Source organism: Mycobacterium sp. NPDC003323 (genome assembly GCF_053589535.1).
This window is the reverse complement of sequence record NZ_JBSFSB010000008.1, coordinates 47383-64731: the sequence shown is the minus strand read 5'-3', so window position 1 is coordinate 64731 and position 17349 is coordinate 47383. Positions and strand designations below refer to the sequence as shown.

At 67.4% G+C, this 17349-nt stretch carries 19 protein-coding genes; 11 read left to right on the top strand and 8 right to left on the bottom strand.

Translation table 11 applies throughout. The features are described 5' to 3' along the window. Positions 1–210 precede the first annotated feature (210 nt). The 3 genes from ACWDUN_RS18860 to ACWDUN_RS18850 are packed head-to-tail and all read right to left on the bottom strand — an operon-like array spanning position 211 to position 3151. The gene (locus ACWDUN_RS18860; RefSeq protein ID WP_449931287.1) at positions 211–1017 is read right to left on the bottom strand and encodes an acyl-CoA thioesterase; all 807 of its coding nucleotides are present in this window, start codon (positions 1015–1017) and stop codon (positions 211–213) included. Positions 1018–1049: 32 nt separating this feature from the next. Beyond that, on the bottom strand, positions 1050–2126 hold the full coding sequence (locus ACWDUN_RS18855) for an NAD(P)H-dependent amine dehydrogenase family protein (RefSeq protein WP_449931285.1): 1077 nt from the start codon (positions 2124–2126) through the stop codon (positions 1050–1052). Continuing rightward, complete coding sequence (locus ACWDUN_RS18850) at positions 2123–3151, bottom strand: Rieske 2Fe-2S domain-containing protein (protein ID WP_449931283.1); 1029 nt, start codon at positions 3149–3151, stop codon at positions 2123–2125. Before ACWDUN_RS18850 ends, ACWDUN_RS18855 begins: the two co-directional genes overlap by 4 nt. Positions 3152–3207: 56 nt before the next feature. Here ACWDUN_RS18850 and ACWDUN_RS18845 point away from each other — a divergent pair, with 56 nt between their 5' ends. After that, positions 3208–3831 carry a TetR/AcrR family transcriptional regulator gene (locus ACWDUN_RS18845; protein ID WP_449931281.1) on the top strand — a complete coding sequence of 208 codons (624 nt, stop codon included), beginning with the start codon at positions 3208–3210 and terminating at the stop codon, positions 3829–3831. 49 nt (positions 3832–3880) lie between these two features. Continuing rightward, the gene (locus ACWDUN_RS18840) at positions 3881–4867 is read left to right on the top strand and encodes an Acg family FMN-binding oxidoreductase (RefSeq protein ID WP_449931279.1); all 987 of its coding nucleotides are present in this window, start codon (positions 3881–3883) and stop codon (positions 4865–4867) included. On the opposite strand, the gene ACWDUN_RS18835 is transcribed toward ACWDUN_RS18840, so the two are convergent. After that, positions 4857–5420: a TetR/AcrR family transcriptional regulator gene (locus ACWDUN_RS18835; protein ID WP_449931277.1), complete on the bottom strand. Its 564-nt coding sequence runs from the start codon at positions 5418–5420 to the stop codon at positions 4857–4859. The genes ACWDUN_RS18840 and ACWDUN_RS18835 overlap by 11 nt on opposite strands. Before the next feature lie 180 nt (positions 5421–5600). On the opposite strand from ACWDUN_RS18835, the gene ACWDUN_RS18830 reads away from it, so the two are divergent. After that, complete coding sequence (locus ACWDUN_RS18830; protein ID WP_449931275.1) at positions 5601–6557, top strand: ferritin-like domain-containing protein; 957 nt, start codon at positions 5601–5603, stop codon at positions 6555–6557. A 79-nt stretch (positions 6558–6636) separates the two neighbouring features. Beyond that, positions 6637–7554: an acyl-ACP desaturase gene (locus tag ACWDUN_RS18825; RefSeq protein ID WP_449931273.1), complete on the top strand. Its 918-nt coding sequence runs from the start codon at positions 6637–6639 to the stop codon at positions 7552–7554. Here the strand turns inward: ACWDUN_RS18825 and ACWDUN_RS18820 are convergent. Further along, positions 7528–8400, bottom strand: a complete 873-nt coding sequence (locus ACWDUN_RS18820; RefSeq protein ID WP_449931271.1) for a LysR family transcriptional regulator ArgP — start codon at positions 8398–8400, stop codon at positions 7528–7530. The genes ACWDUN_RS18825 and ACWDUN_RS18820 overlap by 27 nt on opposite strands. Positions 8401–8491: 91 nt before the next feature. Beyond that, positions 8492–8950 carry a PPOX class F420-dependent oxidoreductase gene (locus ACWDUN_RS18815; RefSeq protein WP_449931269.1) on the bottom strand — a complete coding sequence of 153 codons (459 nt, stop codon included), beginning with the start codon at positions 8948–8950 and terminating at the stop codon, positions 8492–8494. Positions 8951–9025: 75 nt separating this feature from the next. On the opposite strand from ACWDUN_RS18815, the gene ACWDUN_RS18810 reads away from it, so the two are divergent. Then, complete coding sequence (locus tag ACWDUN_RS18810) at positions 9026–9928, top strand: alpha/beta hydrolase (RefSeq protein WP_449931267.1); 903 nt, start codon at positions 9026–9028, stop codon at positions 9926–9928. A gap of 22 nt (positions 9929–9950) precedes the next feature. Here the strand turns inward: ACWDUN_RS18810 and ACWDUN_RS18805 are convergent, their stop codons facing one another. Beyond that, positions 9951–10781, bottom strand: a complete 831-nt coding sequence (locus tag ACWDUN_RS18805; protein WP_449931265.1) for a sulfurtransferase — start codon at positions 10779–10781, stop codon at positions 9951–9953. A 75-nt stretch (positions 10782–10856) separates the two neighbouring features. Here ACWDUN_RS18805 and ACWDUN_RS18800 point away from each other — a divergent pair, with 75 nt between their 5' ends. Continuing rightward, on the top strand, positions 10857–11279 hold the full coding sequence (locus ACWDUN_RS18800; RefSeq protein WP_449931264.1) for a nitroreductase family deazaflavin-dependent oxidoreductase: 423 nt from the start codon (positions 10857–10859) through the stop codon (positions 11277–11279). Positions 11280–11367: 88 nt separating this feature from the next. Here the strand turns inward: ACWDUN_RS18800 and ACWDUN_RS18795 are convergent, their stop codons facing one another. Then, positions 11368–12393: an alpha/beta fold hydrolase gene (locus ACWDUN_RS18795; RefSeq protein WP_449931262.1), complete on the bottom strand. Its 1026-nt coding sequence runs from the start codon at positions 12391–12393 to the stop codon at positions 11368–11370. Positions 12394–12471: 78 nt separating this feature from the next. On the opposite strand from ACWDUN_RS18795, the gene ACWDUN_RS18790 reads away from it, so the two are divergent. From ACWDUN_RS18790 to rhaI, 5 genes are all read left to right on the top strand, one after another. Then, positions 12472–13356 (top strand): LysR family transcriptional regulator, encoded by an 885-nt coding sequence (locus tag ACWDUN_RS18790; RefSeq protein WP_449931261.1) that lies wholly within the window; start codon positions 12472–12474, stop codon positions 13354–13356. 53 nt (positions 13357–13409) lie between these two features. Beyond that, positions 13410–14411: a LacI family DNA-binding transcriptional regulator gene (locus ACWDUN_RS18785; protein WP_449931259.1), complete on the top strand. Its 1002-nt coding sequence runs from the start codon at positions 13410–13412 to the stop codon at positions 14409–14411. Between the two features lie 113 nt (positions 14412–14524). After that, positions 14525–14851 (top strand): L-rhamnose mutarotase, encoded by a 327-nt coding sequence (locus tag ACWDUN_RS18780; protein ID WP_449931257.1) that lies wholly within the window; start codon positions 14525–14527, stop codon positions 14849–14851. A gap of 24 nt (positions 14852–14875) precedes the next feature. Beyond that, complete coding sequence (locus ACWDUN_RS18775; protein ID WP_449931255.1) at positions 14876–16192, top strand: MFS transporter; 1317 nt, start codon at positions 14876–14878, stop codon at positions 16190–16192. Between the two features lie 7 nt (positions 16193–16199). After that, positions 16200–17348 (top strand): L-rhamnose isomerase, encoded by a 1149-nt coding sequence (gene rhaI, locus ACWDUN_RS18770; protein WP_449931253.1) that lies wholly within the window; start codon positions 16200–16202, stop codon positions 17346–17348. The last annotated feature ends 1 nt before the right edge of the window (position 17349 follow it).

Genomic DNA, 17349 nt, shown 5'->3' with positions numbered 1-17349 from the left:
CCGTGGACCACTGGTCACCGGCGTGTGATGCTTCGCACAGGTGCGGCGGCTGCAGCCTACAACGGCGCGCAGCGCCGCGGCGATGATCGGCGAACACCGGCCATGCCGGGGCCTGCGTCACAACCGATTACGGCGCTGTCATCGAGCGCTGAGCGACCAGCCGTCGAGCGACGCGCCACTGACCGATGGCCGCATGTGCCACCAGGGACTTCAGCCCTTGAAATAGACGATCTGGTGGCTGGTGGCCAGCAATGCGCCACCGACACCCCAGATCTGCGCGGTCTGGTCGAAGTGGCCCGCGGCGTACTGCTGGCCGCGGGCCCGTGCCAGCAGGTGCCGGCCGCCCTGGGCCGCCAGGTCGTCGACCCCGGCGTGGTAGTACACGGTGATCGACACCGTGCCGGCCGGCATGATCCGGCCCTGTCGCAGGAAGACCCTGGGGTAGAAGATGTCGCAGATGGCGGTCAACGCTGCGAAATCGATTGGCCGGGCGGGATTGTCGCGTACCCACAGCAGGGTCTCCGAGGAGGCTGCCGGGTCCTCGGCGACGGGGATGCCGCCACCGATGTAGCGCATGTCGTAGTTTCGCATCCAGGTCGGGCCGTTGTCCGGTGCCGGCGACAGCTGCTCCGGCGACGGCACTTCGGGGGCCGCGTACTCGGTGTCGCCCCAGGTGTCCCGGCGGATGCCGAACACCGCGGTGGCCGTCGTCTTGGTCTCACCAGCCTGGCTGAGCTCGATGATCCAGTGCTGGTTGGACCGGTTGGTGCGCACCGCACGGGCATGTATGTCGAAGTCGCCGTCGACGATCGGTGCCAGATAGTTCACCGTCACCGCGACGGGCAGGCCGTGCACATCGGGTTGCAGTTCGACCGCGCGCACCAGCACGGCGGCGGTGATCCCGCCGAAGGGTCCGACCATGTTCGCCCATTCGGGCACGGTCCGGCCGTGCAGGAGTCCGTCGGCGCCCCGGCGTAGCGCGAGGCCGTTGTCGAGCGCGGTCAGCGGTTGGTTCACGCCGCAAGACTCTACGCAGGCGGTGCACCGGACTACTTGAAGCGTCCGGCGAATCCCCGCAGCGGTATGTCGGCGCTGGTGCGCAGTCCCGGCGGCGCGGCGACCACGGAGCGGATGGCGTTGAGTGCCGGCAGGCCGGTGACGGTCATGCCGATGGAGGCGAAGCTCGCCGGATCGGACAGGTCGACGCCGGGCTTCGGGAAGATCATGTGCTTGTTGTACACACACGGGTCACCCTTGATCTGAGTGATGTAGCACCCCTTGATATCCCAACTCGGATCGGTGTGCGGGGTCATCTGCCACTCCAGGTGCGTCTCGACGCGCGGCACCCCGTCGACCATGCCCCGATACTTGATGTAGTTGCCGCCCAGGGAGCCCTTGGGCAGGGTGTACCAGCCGAGGTCGACATCCTTGGTGCAGGCGCCGAGTTCGTAACTGAATTCGACCTCGTCGAGTTCAAGGTCGAAACAATCGGCCATCATCCGCACGCTGTCGGCGAACACCTCGGTGTACTTGCGCAGCTTGCCGGGGATGCTGGGGTCGTCGACCGGCAGACCGTATCCGACCTCGATCCAGGTGTCCCGGCTGTGATGACACGACACGTCCACCGACTCGATGGTGGTGACGTTCTCGATCTCGGCGACGTCGGCCGAGCACACCACCCCGAGGATCTGATTGAGTCCCGGGTTCATGCCGGTGCCGTAGAAGGTCGCCCCGCCGCGTTCACACGCCTGCGCCAGCACCTGCGATACCGGCCTACCCGAGGGGTGCGGATGATTGTTGTCGCGATGCCAGCCGGTGATCCAGTCGGCGGTGGTGACGATGTTGATGCCTGCTTCAAGGACTTTCACGTACAGGTCCTCGTCCGGGAACACACCGTGGAAGGTCAGCACATCCGGTTTCGCGGCGATGATCTCCTCCACGGTGCCCGTGGCGATCACGCCGTTGGGTGCCAGACCGACGATCTCCCCGGCGTCGCGGCCGATCTTCTCCGTTGTGTAACAGTGCAATCCGACGAGTTCGAGGTCGGGACGGGCCGCGATGCGCCTGACCATCTCGGTGCCCAGATTGCCGGTGGCGACCTGGAACACGCGGATCTTCTCGGTCATAGGGTGTCTGCCTTCCTTACTTCGGCGAGGGCGGCAGCGGACCCGCCGCGGCCGTCCGGATAGAACTGCATGGCCCACTTGCGGATCGCGGTGAAACCTTCGTACTCGGCCGTGGCCAGCGCCGGTGGGTCCGAATAGCGTTGGTAGCGCCAGATGTCGATGTCCTGGGCGAACTGCCGGATCACCTCGTCGCCGAACATCCGGGCCTTGTCGGCGGCACGCTCGTCGTCACGTCCGGGCGTGCGGCCGATGTAGACCATGAACCGGACGTCCGAGGTGCGCTCGTCGACCGGGGTGACCGCCGAGATGGTGCGGTTGTCGACCATGCCCCAACTCTTGGTGACGGCGATGCCCAGACCGCCGTTGATGGCCTCCACACCGCTGTTGACGTCCTCGATCTGCTGTCCGTCGTCCCCTTCGAAGGTGATGGTGAAGTCGACGTAGGACACCGGTTCGGCGAAATCGTGCCGGGTGAACACCGGCACGATCGGCGTCTTGTGCACGAACTTGAAATGTGCGAAGTCGACCCCGTTCTCGAGCACATACTGCGGATGCAGTTCCAGGCCCTGCCGGAACAGGCGCTGCTGGGGGTAGTAGTCCGCCTCGGTGCGGTGGCCGAAATCGGCGAAGATGTCGGGCGGGTCGAAGAACGGCTCGCGGCCCTCCAGGTCATGCCAGATGTACACCGAGGCATTGCGTTCCACCACCGGATGGGTGCGTATGCGCCTGCCGCGATTGGGGCGGTCCTGGTAGGGGATGCAGACGTTGCGGCCCTCGTGATTCCACTGCCACCCGTGGAACGGGCACTCGATGACCTCACCCTCGACATGACCGCCGTGGCCCAGATGCGCGCCGAGATGCTCGCAGTAGGCGTCCATCACCGTGAGGCGGCCGGACTGGGTACGCCAAGCGATCATCTCGCGGTCGAAATAGGTCATCCGGTGCACGTCACCGATGCCGATCTCATCGGACCACGCCACCTGGAACCACCCCGTGGGCTTCATCGACAGCGGTGGTTTCGCCATCACCCGAGAATCACAGAGGGTTCTATCAAAGTCAATACTCGAGTAGCATCCGCACGATGACCGAAGCCGCCGAACGCCGGACCAATCGGCGCGGTCAAGCCACCCGCGACAGCATGCTGGAAGCCGCGCTGCACGCCCTGGCCTCCGGTGAGCCGAACTCGGTGTCGGGCAACCGGATCGCCAAGGACGCCGGAGCCACCTGGGGCACGGTGAAATACCAGTTCGGCGACATCGACGGATTGTGGGCCGCGGTGTTGCAGTACACCGCGCAGCGGCGCGGTGAGCTGCCGTCACGAGCCGCGCCACACGGAACCCTGCCACAACGCGTGGCCGGCATCCTCGACATCCTCTACGACGGACTGAGCACCGCCGACTCACGCGCCATCGAGAATCTGCGCGCCGCGCTGCCGCGCGACCGCGCCGAGCTGGAACGGTCCTACCCCCGCACCGCGGCCGAGTTGGCATCCTGGCAGAAGACGTGGATTCTCGATTGCCAGAACGCGTTTGCCGATCTCGATGTCGACCCGGACCGGGTTCGCGAGGTCGCCCTGTTCATCCCCGGCGCCATGCGCGGGATCACGTCGGAGCGCCAGCTGGGCACCTATATCGACCTCGACGAGGCGCGTCGCGGTCTGTCGAACGCCATCGTCGCCTATCTGCAGGCCTCGCCGCGCGGTTAGGGACTTCCGGCCCTATCCGGGTGTGCGGGCATCGCCGCAGACTGTTGGCATGCCAGCTCCATCGCAGACAGTGGGTTTGATTCCGGCCATCGAGCACGCCGTGCGCCTGGCCTGCCGCGCCCCGTCGTACCACAACAGCCAACCGTGGCGGTGGATCATCACCACCGACGGGGTGCAGCTGTATGTCGACACCGACCGACTGGTGGCCACCGACAGCGGCGGGCGCCAAGCCGTGATCAGTTGCGGGGCGGCGCTTCACCATTTCCGGGTCGCCGCCGCGGCGGCCGGGATGACGACCCACGTCGAGCGCTATCCGGACCCCGATGACCACCTGCACCTGGCAACCGTGAGGCTGACCGCAGCGCAGGAGACCACCTCCGAGCAACGCCGCCGCGCCGATGCCATCCTGAGCAGGCGCACCGATCGGCTGCCGCTGGCCGCACCGGTGGACGGCGCCTCCTGCGATCTGCTGCTGTGCGCATCGCATGACCCGGCCGTGACGGCAGTGGACATCATCGACCCCGCCGACCGGGCGACCGTCGCCGACGCCGCCCAGCTGACCGACAGCCTGCGCCTCTACGACTCCGCTTACCACCACGAGATCGACTGGTGGACATCACCCTTCGAGGTCACCGACGGCATCCCGCACAGCTCGCTGATCTCGGCTGCCGAGGCCGACCGGGTCGACGTGGGCCGCAGCTTCCCGGTGACCACACATCGCGAGCGGCGCAGGCACCTGATCGAGGATGCGGCCGAGCTGGTCGTCATATCGGCGCCCGCCGATACGCGGCTGGACATCTTGCGCTGCGGCGAGACCCTGTCGGCACTGTTGCTGGAGGCCACCATGGCCGGACTGTCCTCGTGCACCCTGAGCCATCTGACCGAGGTGCCGGCCAGCCGGGACATCGTGGGCGCGTTGGTGAACAGGACGCATCCGCAGGTGGTGGTCCGGGTGGGCATCGCCTCCGAGCTCGACGAGGTGCCCCCGCCGACGCCCCGGCGTCCGCTCTCGGACGTGCTGCGCGTCAAGGTCTGAGCAGCGTCTCCAGTTGCGTACCGACCACATCGAGTGGTTGCAGACTGCGTTCGGCCCGGCACATCGCCACGGCGCCTTCGATCGCGGCGACCACAAGGGTTGCCATATCCGCGGCGGCCGGTCGAGCCATACCGTGTGCGCGCAGGGCCGCCGACAACATCGCCGTCCAGTTGCTGAAGGCGAACACCGCCGCGTCGCGTGCGGCGTCGTCGCAGTCCTGCTGCACCGCGACGGCCAGCACCGCGCATCCGCACTGGAAGTCACTGTCGCTGAGCACGGTGCGCCACATGTTCAGGTACTCGCGTAGCCCCGCCTCGGGCCCGGCGTCCAGGGCGCCGGCCAGCACCGCGGCCGTCTGCCCGTCGGCCCACCGCACCGCCTCCGCGGCCACTTGCGGCTTCCCACCGGGGAAGTAGTGGTAGGTCGATCCGAGCGGCGCATCGGCGTGCCGGGCGAGTTCGCGCACGCTCATCGCCGTCAGCCCGCGCCGCGCCAACATGTCGGCCGCTGCGGCCACCATGCGGTCTCGCGCATTCGCAGTCGTGTCAGGCATCGCGCTCCTATGACGGTCGATATAAATGCTTCTGAACTGCAATTATTACAGTCGACATACCTCGGCGACGAGACATGGGCCACATCCCGGCGTGTCCCGTGTCAAGTCACCGTGCGACGGGTAGCCGATGACAGGAGGTGCTGACGCACCGATGCACCCGACCAATCCGAGGGGGATTTCATGACGGACACCACCACACTGATCACCAACCTGCGCACGTTGCTCGAACTGACGAGCACCGAGATTCAGATCGCAGAGTTTCGCACCACGCAGGCTCGCACCGAGGCGGTACTGGAAGAGCTGACCAAGAACGCCGAGAACGCGCGTGAGCGGGCCGCGCTGCTGGAAGCGACCATCCGTGAACTCGGCGGCTCGCCGAGCATCCTGGGCCCGTTCGTCGGTCGCGCGGCCGCGGCCGTGAAGGCCCTGACCGAGCAGGCCGAACCGTTCGCCGAGGCGCTGTTGGGCGATCTCGCGCTCGAGCACGTCCTGGTCGACCGTTCGCGCTACCTCAAGACGCTGGCCGTCGCCGCCGGCAACCGGGAAGTGCAGGATCTGGCCGATTCGCTCATCGAGGCGCACAGCGCCACCGTGACCTGGCTGACCACCGTGCTGGCCGAGGACGCCCTCGGTGGACCGGCGGCCCTGCGCCGCACGCCGATTCAGGCCGCCGCCGGTGCCGCGGTGAAGCTGGCCAACCTGCCCGGCAGCGTGGCCGGTCAGGTCATCGACCGCGTGCTGCGGACCGTGCGCGCCACCGGACCGGCCGTCGACGACGCCCTGGCCCGTACCGGACGCGCCGGCGAGGTGGCTACCAAGACCCTGACGGCATCGCGCGATGCCGCGCTCTCGGCGGCCGAGAAGATCACCCGGCGCGAGGGAGCCGATGATGTCGCCGACGCCCTGCACACCGCCCGCGGCAAGGCCGGCGTGCTCGAGTCCGGCGAACTGCCGATCACCGGCTATGACGAGCTAAATGTCAACGACGCTGTGGCGGCGGTCAAGGAACTGACCGAGCCGTCCGACATCCGCGAGATCATCGCCTACGAGGAGGTCCACAAGGATCGCCAGCGTGTGGTCTCCGCAGCGCAGACCCGGCTGAGCACCATCGCCCAGGAGATCGTCGGTATCAACTGACCCTCTCGACTCCACCAGTAACCTACGGTACCGTAACCTACGGAACCGTAGGTTACTGGCCGTTTGGGACGGAGTCGTCATGTCGGACGTGCAGACCAGCATCTTGTATGAGCTGGAACCGGTCGTCGCCCACAATCTCGAACGTCACCTGCCCACCGTAAAACCCTGGGACCCACACGATTACGTGCCGTGGAGCCGCGGACGCGATTTCGCCTTCCTCGGCGGTGAGGATTGGCGTCCCGAGGATTCACCGCTGGATCCGGTGGCCAAGGCGGCGCTGACGGTCAATCTGCTGACCGAGGACAACCTGCCGTCGTATCACCGCGAGATCGCCACCCGGTTCGGCCGCGACGGCGCCTGGGGCAGCTGGGTCGGACAGTGGACGGCAGAGGAGGGCCGGCACAGCATCGCCCTGCGTGACTATTTGGTGGTCACCCGCGGCGTGGACCCGTCCCGGCTGGAGGCGTTGCGCATGGAGCACACCATCGCCGGCTACGACTCCGGTGACAAGACTCCGCTGGCGGCCCTGGCTTATGTGTCGTTCCAGGAACTGGCGACCCGGGTGTCGCATCGCAATACCGGCCGGGCATCGGGCTGCCCGCTCGCCGACCAGCTGCTGGCGCGCATCGCCGCGGACGAGAACCTGCACATGGTCTTCTACCGGAATCTGATGGCCGCCGCACTGGACATCGCACCGGATGCGGCCATGGCGGCCATCCGCGACGAGGTCGTCGGATTCACCATGCCGGGCGCGGGAATGACCGACTTCAAGGAGAATTCGGTGCTGATCGCCAAGGCCGGCATCTACGACCTGCGCATCCACCATGACGAGGTGCTGCAACCGGTACTGCGCTTCTGGCGGGTCTTCGACCGCACCGATCTGGGGCCCGCGGGTGAGCGCGCCCGCACCGAGCTGGCCGACTTCCTCGACATCGTGGACCAGCGTGCGCGGTACTACGAAGAGAAGGCGCTAGCTCGCGCCGCCTCCGCGCCGTAATGTCCCCGCCGCGGAGGTGACGGCCGCGCCGATGGAGGCCACCAGCGCGCTCTCCAATTTCCACGACTGCCAGAACAGCGGCACGTCCAAGTGGACATCGCAGATCTGCACGAAGTCGGCGCCCACCAACTGCTCGGGGTACACGCCCCAGCCCAGGCCGGCGCGGACCGCGGCTCCGAAACCCTCCGCCGTCGAGACATAATGCACCGGCCGGCGGATATCGCGACGGAACGCTTTGCGAATCAGCTTGTCCTGCAGGGCGTCATCGCGGTTCCAGGCCAGGGACGGACTCCGCGCCGCCGTGCTCGCGGTGAAGCCGTCCGACAGGTATCGCGCGGCATAATCCGGCGAGGCCACCGGCACGTAGCGCATCACGCCCAGCGACTGGACCCGACAGCCCGGCACCGCCGCGCGTTCGGTGGTCACCGCGCCCATCACCGATCCCTCGCGCAGCAGACGCGCCGAGTGGTCCTGATCCTCGATCCGGATGTCGAACAGCACCTCGGGCAGCAGACCGAAGACCGCGGTGAACCAGGTGGCCATCGAATCGGCGTTGACGGCCAGGGCCACCCGTGTGCCGGCCGCCGATCCACCGGCGGCCTCGGCCAGTACCTCGGACTCCAGAATGGCCATCTGCGCCGCCAGACGCAGGATCGGGATACCCGCTGCGGTGGCGCGGCAGGGCTTCTCGCGCACCACCAACACCTGACCCACCCGCTGTTCGAGCGCCTTGATGCGCTGGCTCACCGCCGACGGCGTGACGTGCAGTCGCTCGGCCGCGGCATCGAAGCTGCCCAACTCCAGGACGGCCGCGAACGCCGCCAGTTGTTGGCTGTCCAGCTTCACGCCTGTCAGGCTAGCCGAGGGCAGACCGACACCCCCGCCGTTCGCAACCCGGGAATCCGAATGCGTTGCCCGACAGTAGCGTCGGACCCACTCACCGGGGCGGCGGGAACCCCCCGGTCGCGACGGGACCCCAGCGACGTGGCGTGATGCGCAGCAGGCATTTGCCCTGATCGGTCATGGCCTGGCGATACTCGTCCCAGTCCGGGTGCTCCCCGGCCACGGCGCGGAAGTAATCGACCAACGGTTCGACCGCATCGGGCAGGTCGACGCATTCGGCGTCACCGTCGACCTGGACATAGGGCCCGTTGAAATCCTCGGACAACACGGTGACACTTGCCCGCGGTGTGCGGCAGATATTGCGTGATTTGGCGCGTTGTGGATAGCTGGCGATCACGATGCGCCCCCGCTCGTCGACGCCACCGGTGACCGGCGAACTCTGCAGCGAGCCGTCGGCGCGGAAGGTGGTCAGCACCATGGCATGACGTGGCCGGACGAACTCCAGGAGCTGGTCGAGGGACACCTGCTCGGCGGTGGCATAGTTGCGAGCCATCCCCAGATCCTAGTGGAGCTGCGCCGGTTCGGCCGTTGAGATTCATGGCAGTTCGCTTCGGTTACGGTGACAGCCATGGCGAATGCCCGGATCGCACCGCTGGAGTACGCGCTGGCGTATCTGGCGCAGCAGACGGCGCCGCTGATGTTCCGCTCGCCCGGCATCCCCGAACCGTCGCGCCCGGTGGCGGCTCCGAAGACGGTGCAGGTGCCGACCCGGCACGGTCCGGTCCGCTGCCTGGTGTACCGACCGCATCCCGACTGTGTGCCGGCCGGTGCGGCCCCGCCGCTGCACATCGACATCCACGGTGGCGGTTTCGTGTTGCGCAACACGAACGAGGACGACCACATCTGTCGATTCCTGGCCGCCGATGTCGGGTGTGTCGTGCTGGGCATCGACTACCACGCCGCCCCGCAGGTGACTTTTCCTGTGGCCGAACAGGAATGCATCGATGTGCTGCAGTGGGCAGCAGACGATGCCGAGCAGCAGGGCTGGGACCGCACCCGGATCAGTGTCGGTGGGGCGAGTGCCGGCGGGAAGCTCAGCATGAACCTCGCGCAGTACGCACATGATGCCGAGATCGCGTTGCGCGCCGCCGTACTGTCCTATGCCGTCGCCGACTGCACCCGCACGGGCCGCACCTCACCCAAGGCCAATCCGATCATCTCGCCCAGGCTGCAGAAGTACTCGGCCAGAATGTATTTCGTGGACCCGGCCAGTCACGGGGATCCGATCGCCTCGCCGTACTACGACGAGGATCTGCCGTCGAAGATGCCGCCGACGTTGATCCAGACCGGTGAGCTGGACACCCTGGGCCCCGAGATGATCGAGATCGCCGAGCGGTTCCGCGCCGGCGGGGTCGACGTCGTGCACACCGCGTACCCGACCGATCACGCCTTCAACACGCAGGGTGATCGCAGCATCATGGACACCTCGATCCGTGAGATTGCCGCGTTCCTGGCACAGCATCTGGCGTGATCCCGCGGCGGTGCTCGCCCGGCTAGTCCCCGGTGGCCACCATACGGTTGTCCGAACTCCATTGCGACCACGAGCCCGGGAAAAGGGCGGCGTCGACACCCGCGGCGGCCAGTGCGGCAACCAGGACCGCGGCGGTGACGCCCGACCCGCAGTACACCCCGACCTGCTCGCTGCCACCGAACGACCAACCAAGCGCCGCCAGTTCCTCCTCGGACAGCACGGTGCCGTCCCCGGTCAGGACCGCGGTGCTCGGCAGGTTGCGCGCCCCCGGAATATGCCCGGCGACCGGGTCCATCGGTTCCACCTCGCCGCGGAACCGCTCCGGGGCCCGGGCGTCGAGCAGGTTGGGATGGTCGGCGGCCTGCTCGGCGGTCAGCGTCGGCATGGCACCGGCGTACAGATCGTCCCGGGTCACGACGACATCACCGGGTGTGGCCACGACGGAGCCGCTTTCCAGCGGGTGGCCGGCGGCGGTCCAGGCCGCCAGCCCGCCATCGAGGATGCGCACGTCGTCGATGCCTGCGGCACGCAGGACCCACCAGGCCCGCGCCGATCCGGCCCGGTTCCAATCGTCGTAGGCCACCACCGGCACATCGCGGCGCACACCCCAGCGTCGGGCCGCGGCCTGCAGGTTCGCGCCCGACGGCAGTGGGTGCCTGCCGCGTCCGGTGATGCCGTGATCGCTGAGCTCGTCCTCCAGCGACACGTACACCGCGCCCGGGAGGTGTCCGGCGGCGTGCTCGACGCTGCCGTCGGGCGCGCTCAGTTGCCAGCGCACGTCGAGCAGGGTCACCGGCTGACCGGCATCCAGCAGTTCGGCCAGCGAATCGGCGGTGATGAAGACATCGGCCATGCATGCAGCGTCTCAGATGGTGAGCCGATCGTCGAAGCCGGAAACAAATCGGCGGGTTGTGGTGTTCTAGACGCCATGTCGAACACTCCTGAGCTGAGCCCCACCGACTGGGTCCGCGACCAGACCGAACGCATCCTCGAGCAGGGCACCACCGACGGGGTGGAGGTACTCGACCGCCCCGTCGTGCTGTTCACCACGACCGGCGCCAAATCCGGCAAGAAACGCTATGTGCCGTTGATGCGTGTCGAGGAGAACGGCAAGTACGCGATGGTCGCCTCCAAGGGTGGCGACCCGCAGCATCCCTCCTGGTACCACAACGTCAAGGCGCATCCGCAGATCACGGCCCAGGACGGCGAGAAGGTCGTGGAGCTCACCGCGCGCGAGGTCGACGGCGATGAGCGCGAGCACTGGTGGAAGCTGGCCGTCGCGGCCTACCCGCCCTACGCCGAGTACCAGACCAAGACCGACCGCCTGATCCCGGTCTTCGTCCTGGAGTAGTTCGACTTCGTCGGCGCGAGCGACCGTGCCGGTGCGCCGACACACCGTGCCGGGTGACGTCTCACGGTCGCTCGCGCGGCGCCGCCGGTCACATCCGGCTGACGTCGAGCACCGCGGCGGCAAACTGCGCCGGCGCTTCCTGAGGCACGTTGTGCCCGATACCGTCGAGCACCCGGTGCTCGTATGCGCCGGTGTACTGCGTGCGGTAGCCGGCCCCGTCGCGGGCCGCGCCGTCGAAATCGCTGCCGATGGTGATGGTGGGCACCGTGATCGGCGGCCGACCGGCCAGCCGTTGCTCGTCGGCGTCATAGCGGGCCTGGCCCTGCGCCAGACTCTGCCGCCACCGGTAGTTGTGGATGACGATGTCGACATGATCCGGGTTGTCGAAGGACGCCGCGCTCAGGTCATAGGTGCTGTCGGCGAACCGCCACAGCGGGGACGCGTTCTGCCAGATGAGCCGGTTGAAATCCTTGGTGTTGCGGCGGTAGCCGAGTTCGCCGCGCGGTGTGGCGAAGTAGTACTGGTACCACCAGCCGTATTCGGCCTGCGGGGGCAGCGGTTCGCGGTTGGCGGCGAGGTTGACGATGATGTAGCCGCTGACCGCCACCAGCCCGGCCACCCGCTGCGGCCACAGGGCGGCAACCACATTGGCGGTGCGGCCGCCCCAGTCGTAGCCGCCGAGGATGGCCTTGTTGATGCCGAGGGCGTCCATCAGATCGATGACGTCATGAGCCAGGGCGGCCTGTTGCCCGTTGCGGACGGTGTCCGCCGACAGGAACCGGGTGGAGCCGAAACCCCGGGCGAACGGCACGATGACCCGAAACCCCTGGCCGGCAAGCTCGGCCGTCACGTCGGCGTAGCTGTGGATGTCGTACGGCCAGCCGTGCAGCAGGATGACCACGGTGCCGTCGGCCGGGCCGGACTCGACATAGCCGACGTCGAGCAGGCCGGCCTTGATCTGCCGGACCGGGCCGAACCGGTGTGCCGGGGCGGGCGGGGCGCTCGGCACGTCGGCGTGCGCGTCGGTACCCGAAGCGCACCCGGCGGCCAGGGTGAGGGCGCCCGCCGCGGCGGTGAAGAGGCCGAAGTTCCGTCTGCTGAGATCCACGGACATATTGTCGACGCACTCAACTCATCGCGTCCAACGTTTACTTTTGATGTGACCTATCGCTGCTGTCGATAACATCGACGGATGGAACTGCGCCAGATCGAACACTTCTTGGCCGTCGCCACCGAACTCAGCTTCACCCGCGCGGCCGCACGCGCCCATGTCGTGCAGTCGGCGCTGTCGGCGTCGGTGGCCAAGCTCGAGCGCGAACTCGACGTGCAGTTGTTCGACCGGTCTCGCCAGCAGATCACCCTGACCGCCGCCGGTGAACGGTTCCGCACACATGCCCACGAGGTGCTGCAGACGGCCCGCACCGCGGCCGAGTCGGTACACGAGTTCCGTGGCACCCTCTCGGGGACAATCGAATTCGGATCGTTGATCTCTTTCGGACCGCTCGACGTCGCGGCGGCTCTCGGACAGTTCCACCGCGCCCACCCCTTCGTGCGCCTGCGGTTGCACCTGAGCCAGACCGGTGCCTCGTCCTATTTGTCCGCCCTGGTGGACGGTTCCCTGGATCTGGCGCTGGTATCGGTCCCCGACCGGTTCCCACCCACGCTGGACATGCGACTGTTGTTCGAGGAACCCATGGTTCATGTGCGCGGCCCGGACGGCCAGGCACCGGCCCACGTCGATCTCGCCGAGGTGGCCGACGACGATCTGATCGGATTTCCACCGCAGTTCGGCCTGCGCCGACTGATGGACGACGCGATCCTGAGCGTCGGGCTGCGCCCACGGGTGTCCTATGAGGTGCCCGCCGGATTCGGCGCCATCGCCGAGTTGGTCCGCAACGGGTTGGGCACCACGTTCATGCCGATCTCGGAGGCCCGCCGATTTCCGGACCTGCGCTCGATCCCGCTGACCACTCCCGTGATCTGGCAGGTGTATCTGGCATCCCCGGCGGCCGACCGATTGACACCGGCCACCGCCCGGTTGGCGCAGACGCTGTGGGAGTCGGCGGCGAAACGCTGAAGCAGTTGGTGCCGCCGATCCCGAGCACATACACCGTCTGGTGAAATGGGCGGGTGGTGAGCATCCGGGAAGTCGCCGCCGCCGCCGCGGTATCGGTCGGCACGGTGTCGAATGTGCTGAACTCACCGGAGAAGGTGTCCCCGGCCACGGTGGCCCGTGTGCAGGCCGCCATCGACGAACTCGGATTCGTTCGCAATGACGCCGCGCGTCAACTGCGGGCCGGGCGCTCTCGCAGCATCGGCCTGGTGGTCCTCGACGTCGGCAACCCGTTCTTCACCGATATCGCGCGCGGCGCCGGCACGCGTGCCGCGGAGGCCAACCTGACGTTGCTGCTGGGCACCTCCGATGACGACTCCCATCGCGAACGGTCCTATGTGGACGCCTTCGACGAGCAGCGGGTCTTCGGCCTGCTGGTCTCCCCCGTCGGGGACGATTTCGAGCGGCTCGAAGCGCTGCGCCAGCGGGGCACCCCGGTGGTACTGGTGGACCGTGACGGTCGTGGCACGCCATTCGACTCGGTGGCCGTCGACGATGTCGCGGGCGCGACGCTGGCCGTCGAGCATCTGTGCGCCATCGGCCGGCGCCGCATCGCATTCGTCGGCGGACCCGCCGAGTTGCGTCAGGTGCAAGACCGCCTGCGCGGCGCCCGGGGCGCACTTCACCAGGTGCCCGGGGCCGAGCTGGAGGTCATCCACACGCCGGCGCTGACCGTGTTGGCCGGCCGCGCCGTGGGCGAGCAGATCCGCGATCGCCCGGCCGCGCAACGGCCCGACGGCATCTTCTGCGTGAACGACCTGGTGGCCATCGGCGTGCTCCAGGCGCTGGCCCTGATGGGCGAGACGATGGTGCCCGAACAGATCGCGCTGGTGGGCTACGACGATATCGAGTTCGCCCGATCCGCCGTCGTCCCACTGACCTCGATCCGTCAGCCCAGTATCGAAATCGGCAGCACTGCAGTCGAATTACTCATCAAGGCCACCGAATCCCCGACCCGCGAACCGCGACACGTGCTCTTCCAGCCCGAGCTGGTCACCCGCTCGAGCACCCGCGCCTGACATCCCGTGAACTCCGCGCGACCCACCCCCGAACAAGGCTCTTGACGTCCTCACGCCACGGTCCTATTGTTGCCCCCATCACAAATTGAAACGTTTCAAAACGGGAGTGGCGAATGGACGACATCCAGCGGGTGTGCTTCGTGATGCACCTCAAGCCCGACCGCGTCGAGGACTACCTGCAGGCGCACACCGAGGTCTGGCCGGAGATGCTCGACGCGTTGCGCGCCGCGGGGTGGCAGAACTATTCGTTGTTCCTGCGCCCGGAGGACGGCATGGTGGTGGGCTATCTGGAGACCGACGATTTCGTGCGGGCGTCCGCCGAGATGAGCCGCACCGCCGTCAACGAGAAGTGGCAGGAACAGATGTCGCAGTACTTCCGCACCGATGCCCACCCCGACAGCGACCTCGAACTGCTCACCGAGTACTTCCACCTGGCCTGATCCCACTCACCTGAAAGAACGCCCATGAAAATCGGAGCGCGCTCCACCACCGGCTGGCGGGCCACCATCGCGGTCGCCATGTCCAACTACATCGAGGCCGGGTCGATCATCGCGATCGCCACCAGCCTCGGCTTCTGGCAGGCCGAGTTCGGCACCAGCAACTTCGCCGTCGGTCTGCTGGCTGCCCTCAGCGCCAATGCCTTCGGCGCCGCCATCGGTGCGGCCATCGGCGGGCCACTGTGTGATCGGTTCGGCCGCAAGGCGATCTACACCTATGACCTGCTGGTGTACATGGCCGGCGTGTTACTGGCCGCCTTCGCGATGAACTTCACCATGCTGCTCGCGGCGTTCATCATCACCGGTATCGCCGTCGGCGCCGGTGTGCCCGCATCCTGGACCTACATCGCCGAGCAGGCGCCCTCGGTAGAGCGCGCCAAGCATGTCGGCACCGCGCAGTTGGCCTGGTCGGTCGGGCCCTTCATCGGGTTCGCACTGGCCGCCGCGCTGGCGCCACTGGAACTGCTGGGGTCACGGATCATCTTCGTGCACCTGTTCGTGGTCGCCGCCATCGTCTGGTGGATCCGCCAGGGCCTGGCCGAGTCGGCGATCTGGAAAGAGGAAGCCGTCGACGAAACTCGTGAGCTGCAGTCCTCGGTCGGTGCCCGCGGTGTGCGCGGCCTGTTCTCCCGCAAGGTGAACATCACCGCCCTGCTGTTCCTCGGCGGCATTTACCTGTTCTGGAACACCGTGGCCGGGCAGGCCGGCATCTTCATGCCACGTGTGTATGAGACCGCCGGTCTGCACAGCCCGGTCCAGCAGAACCTGCTGCAGGTGCTGGTGTGGGGCTGCACGGTCGCGGCCACGTACTTCGGCTTCATGCGCTACGCCGACCGGGTGTCCCAGCGCGCGCTCTACGTCTTCGGTGCCGCACTGGGCATCGTCGGGTGGGTGGTGCTGGTCGCCTTCACCGACGGCGGCATCACCACCATGCTGATCTTCGCCGTGCTGTGGGGCATCTCGGCCGGTATCGGCTGCCAGGCCTTCTACAGCCTGTGGGCCAGCGAGCTTTTCGCCACGCCCTACCGTGCATCCGCGCAGGGCGTCATGTTCTTCGTGGTGCGCACCGCCACCGGTCTGCTGAGCTACTTCTTCCCCACCATGCTCGCGGCCACCGGGCTGACAATCGTCGGCATCCTGCTCGTCGGCCTGCTCACCGTCGCCCTCATCATCGGTGCCGTCTGGGCGCCCAAGACGCAGGGCAAGACACTGCAGCAGATCGAGTCCGAACGTTACGGCGCACCGGTGTCCGCCCCGGCTCCCGTCCCCACCACCGCCATCTGAGGAACTGATGAACACCCCGCTGGACAATCTCGCCATCGAACTACCCTCGTGGGCCTTCGGAAACTCCGGCACTCGGTTCAAGGTGTTCGGCACGCCCGGCACCCCGCGGACCATCGAGGAAAAGCTCGCCGACGCCGCCACCGTGCACCGGTTCACCGGGCTGGCACCCGCGGTGGCCCTGCACATCCCGTGGGACACCGTGCCGGACTACACCGCGCTGGCCCGCCACGCCGGTGACCTCGGCGTGCGGCTGGGCACCATCAACTCCAACACCTTCCAGGACGACGACTACAAGTTCGGCAGCCTCACCCACACCGACAAGGCGGTGCGGCAGAAGGCCATCGACCATCACCTGGCCTGTATCGAGGTGATGAACCAAACGGGATCCCGTGACCTGAAGATCTGGCTGGCCGACGGCACCAACTATCCCGGGCAGGGTGATATCCGCGGCCGCCAGGACCGACTGGCCGAGTCACTGTCGGCGATCTATCAGCACATCGGCGCGCAGCAGCGACTCGTGTTGGAGTACAAGTTCTTCGAACCCGCGATGTACGCCACCGACGTTCCGGACTGGGGTACCTCGTACGCCCACGTGAGCGCGCTCGGCGAGCGGGCCAAGGTGTGCCTGGACACCGGACATCACGCGCCCGGCACCAATATCGAGTTCATCGTCGCCCAGTTGTTGCGACTCGGAAAGCTCGGTTCCTTCGACTTCAACTCCCGGTTCTACGCCGATGATGACCTGATCGTCGGGGCGGCCGATCCGTTCCAGTTGTTCCGCATCATGTTCGAGGTGATCCGCGGCGGCGGCCTCGATGCCGGATCCGAGGTGGCGCTGATGCTCGATCAATGCCACAACGTCGAAGAGAAGATCCCGGGCCAGATCCGCTCGGTGCTCAACGTCGCGGAGATGACGGCCCGCGCCTCGTTGGTCGACATCGATGCGCTGACCGCCGCCCAGGAAGCCGGAGATGTGCTGGGCGCCAACGAGATCTTCATGAACGCCTTCTACACCGATGTGCGGCCGATGCTGGCCGAGCGGCGCGTCGCCCAAGGCCTGCCGGCCGACCCGATGGCCGCCTTCCGCGCCAGCGGCTACCAGGACACCATCAACGCCGAACGCGTCGGCGGAACTCAATCCTCGTGGGGAGCATAAG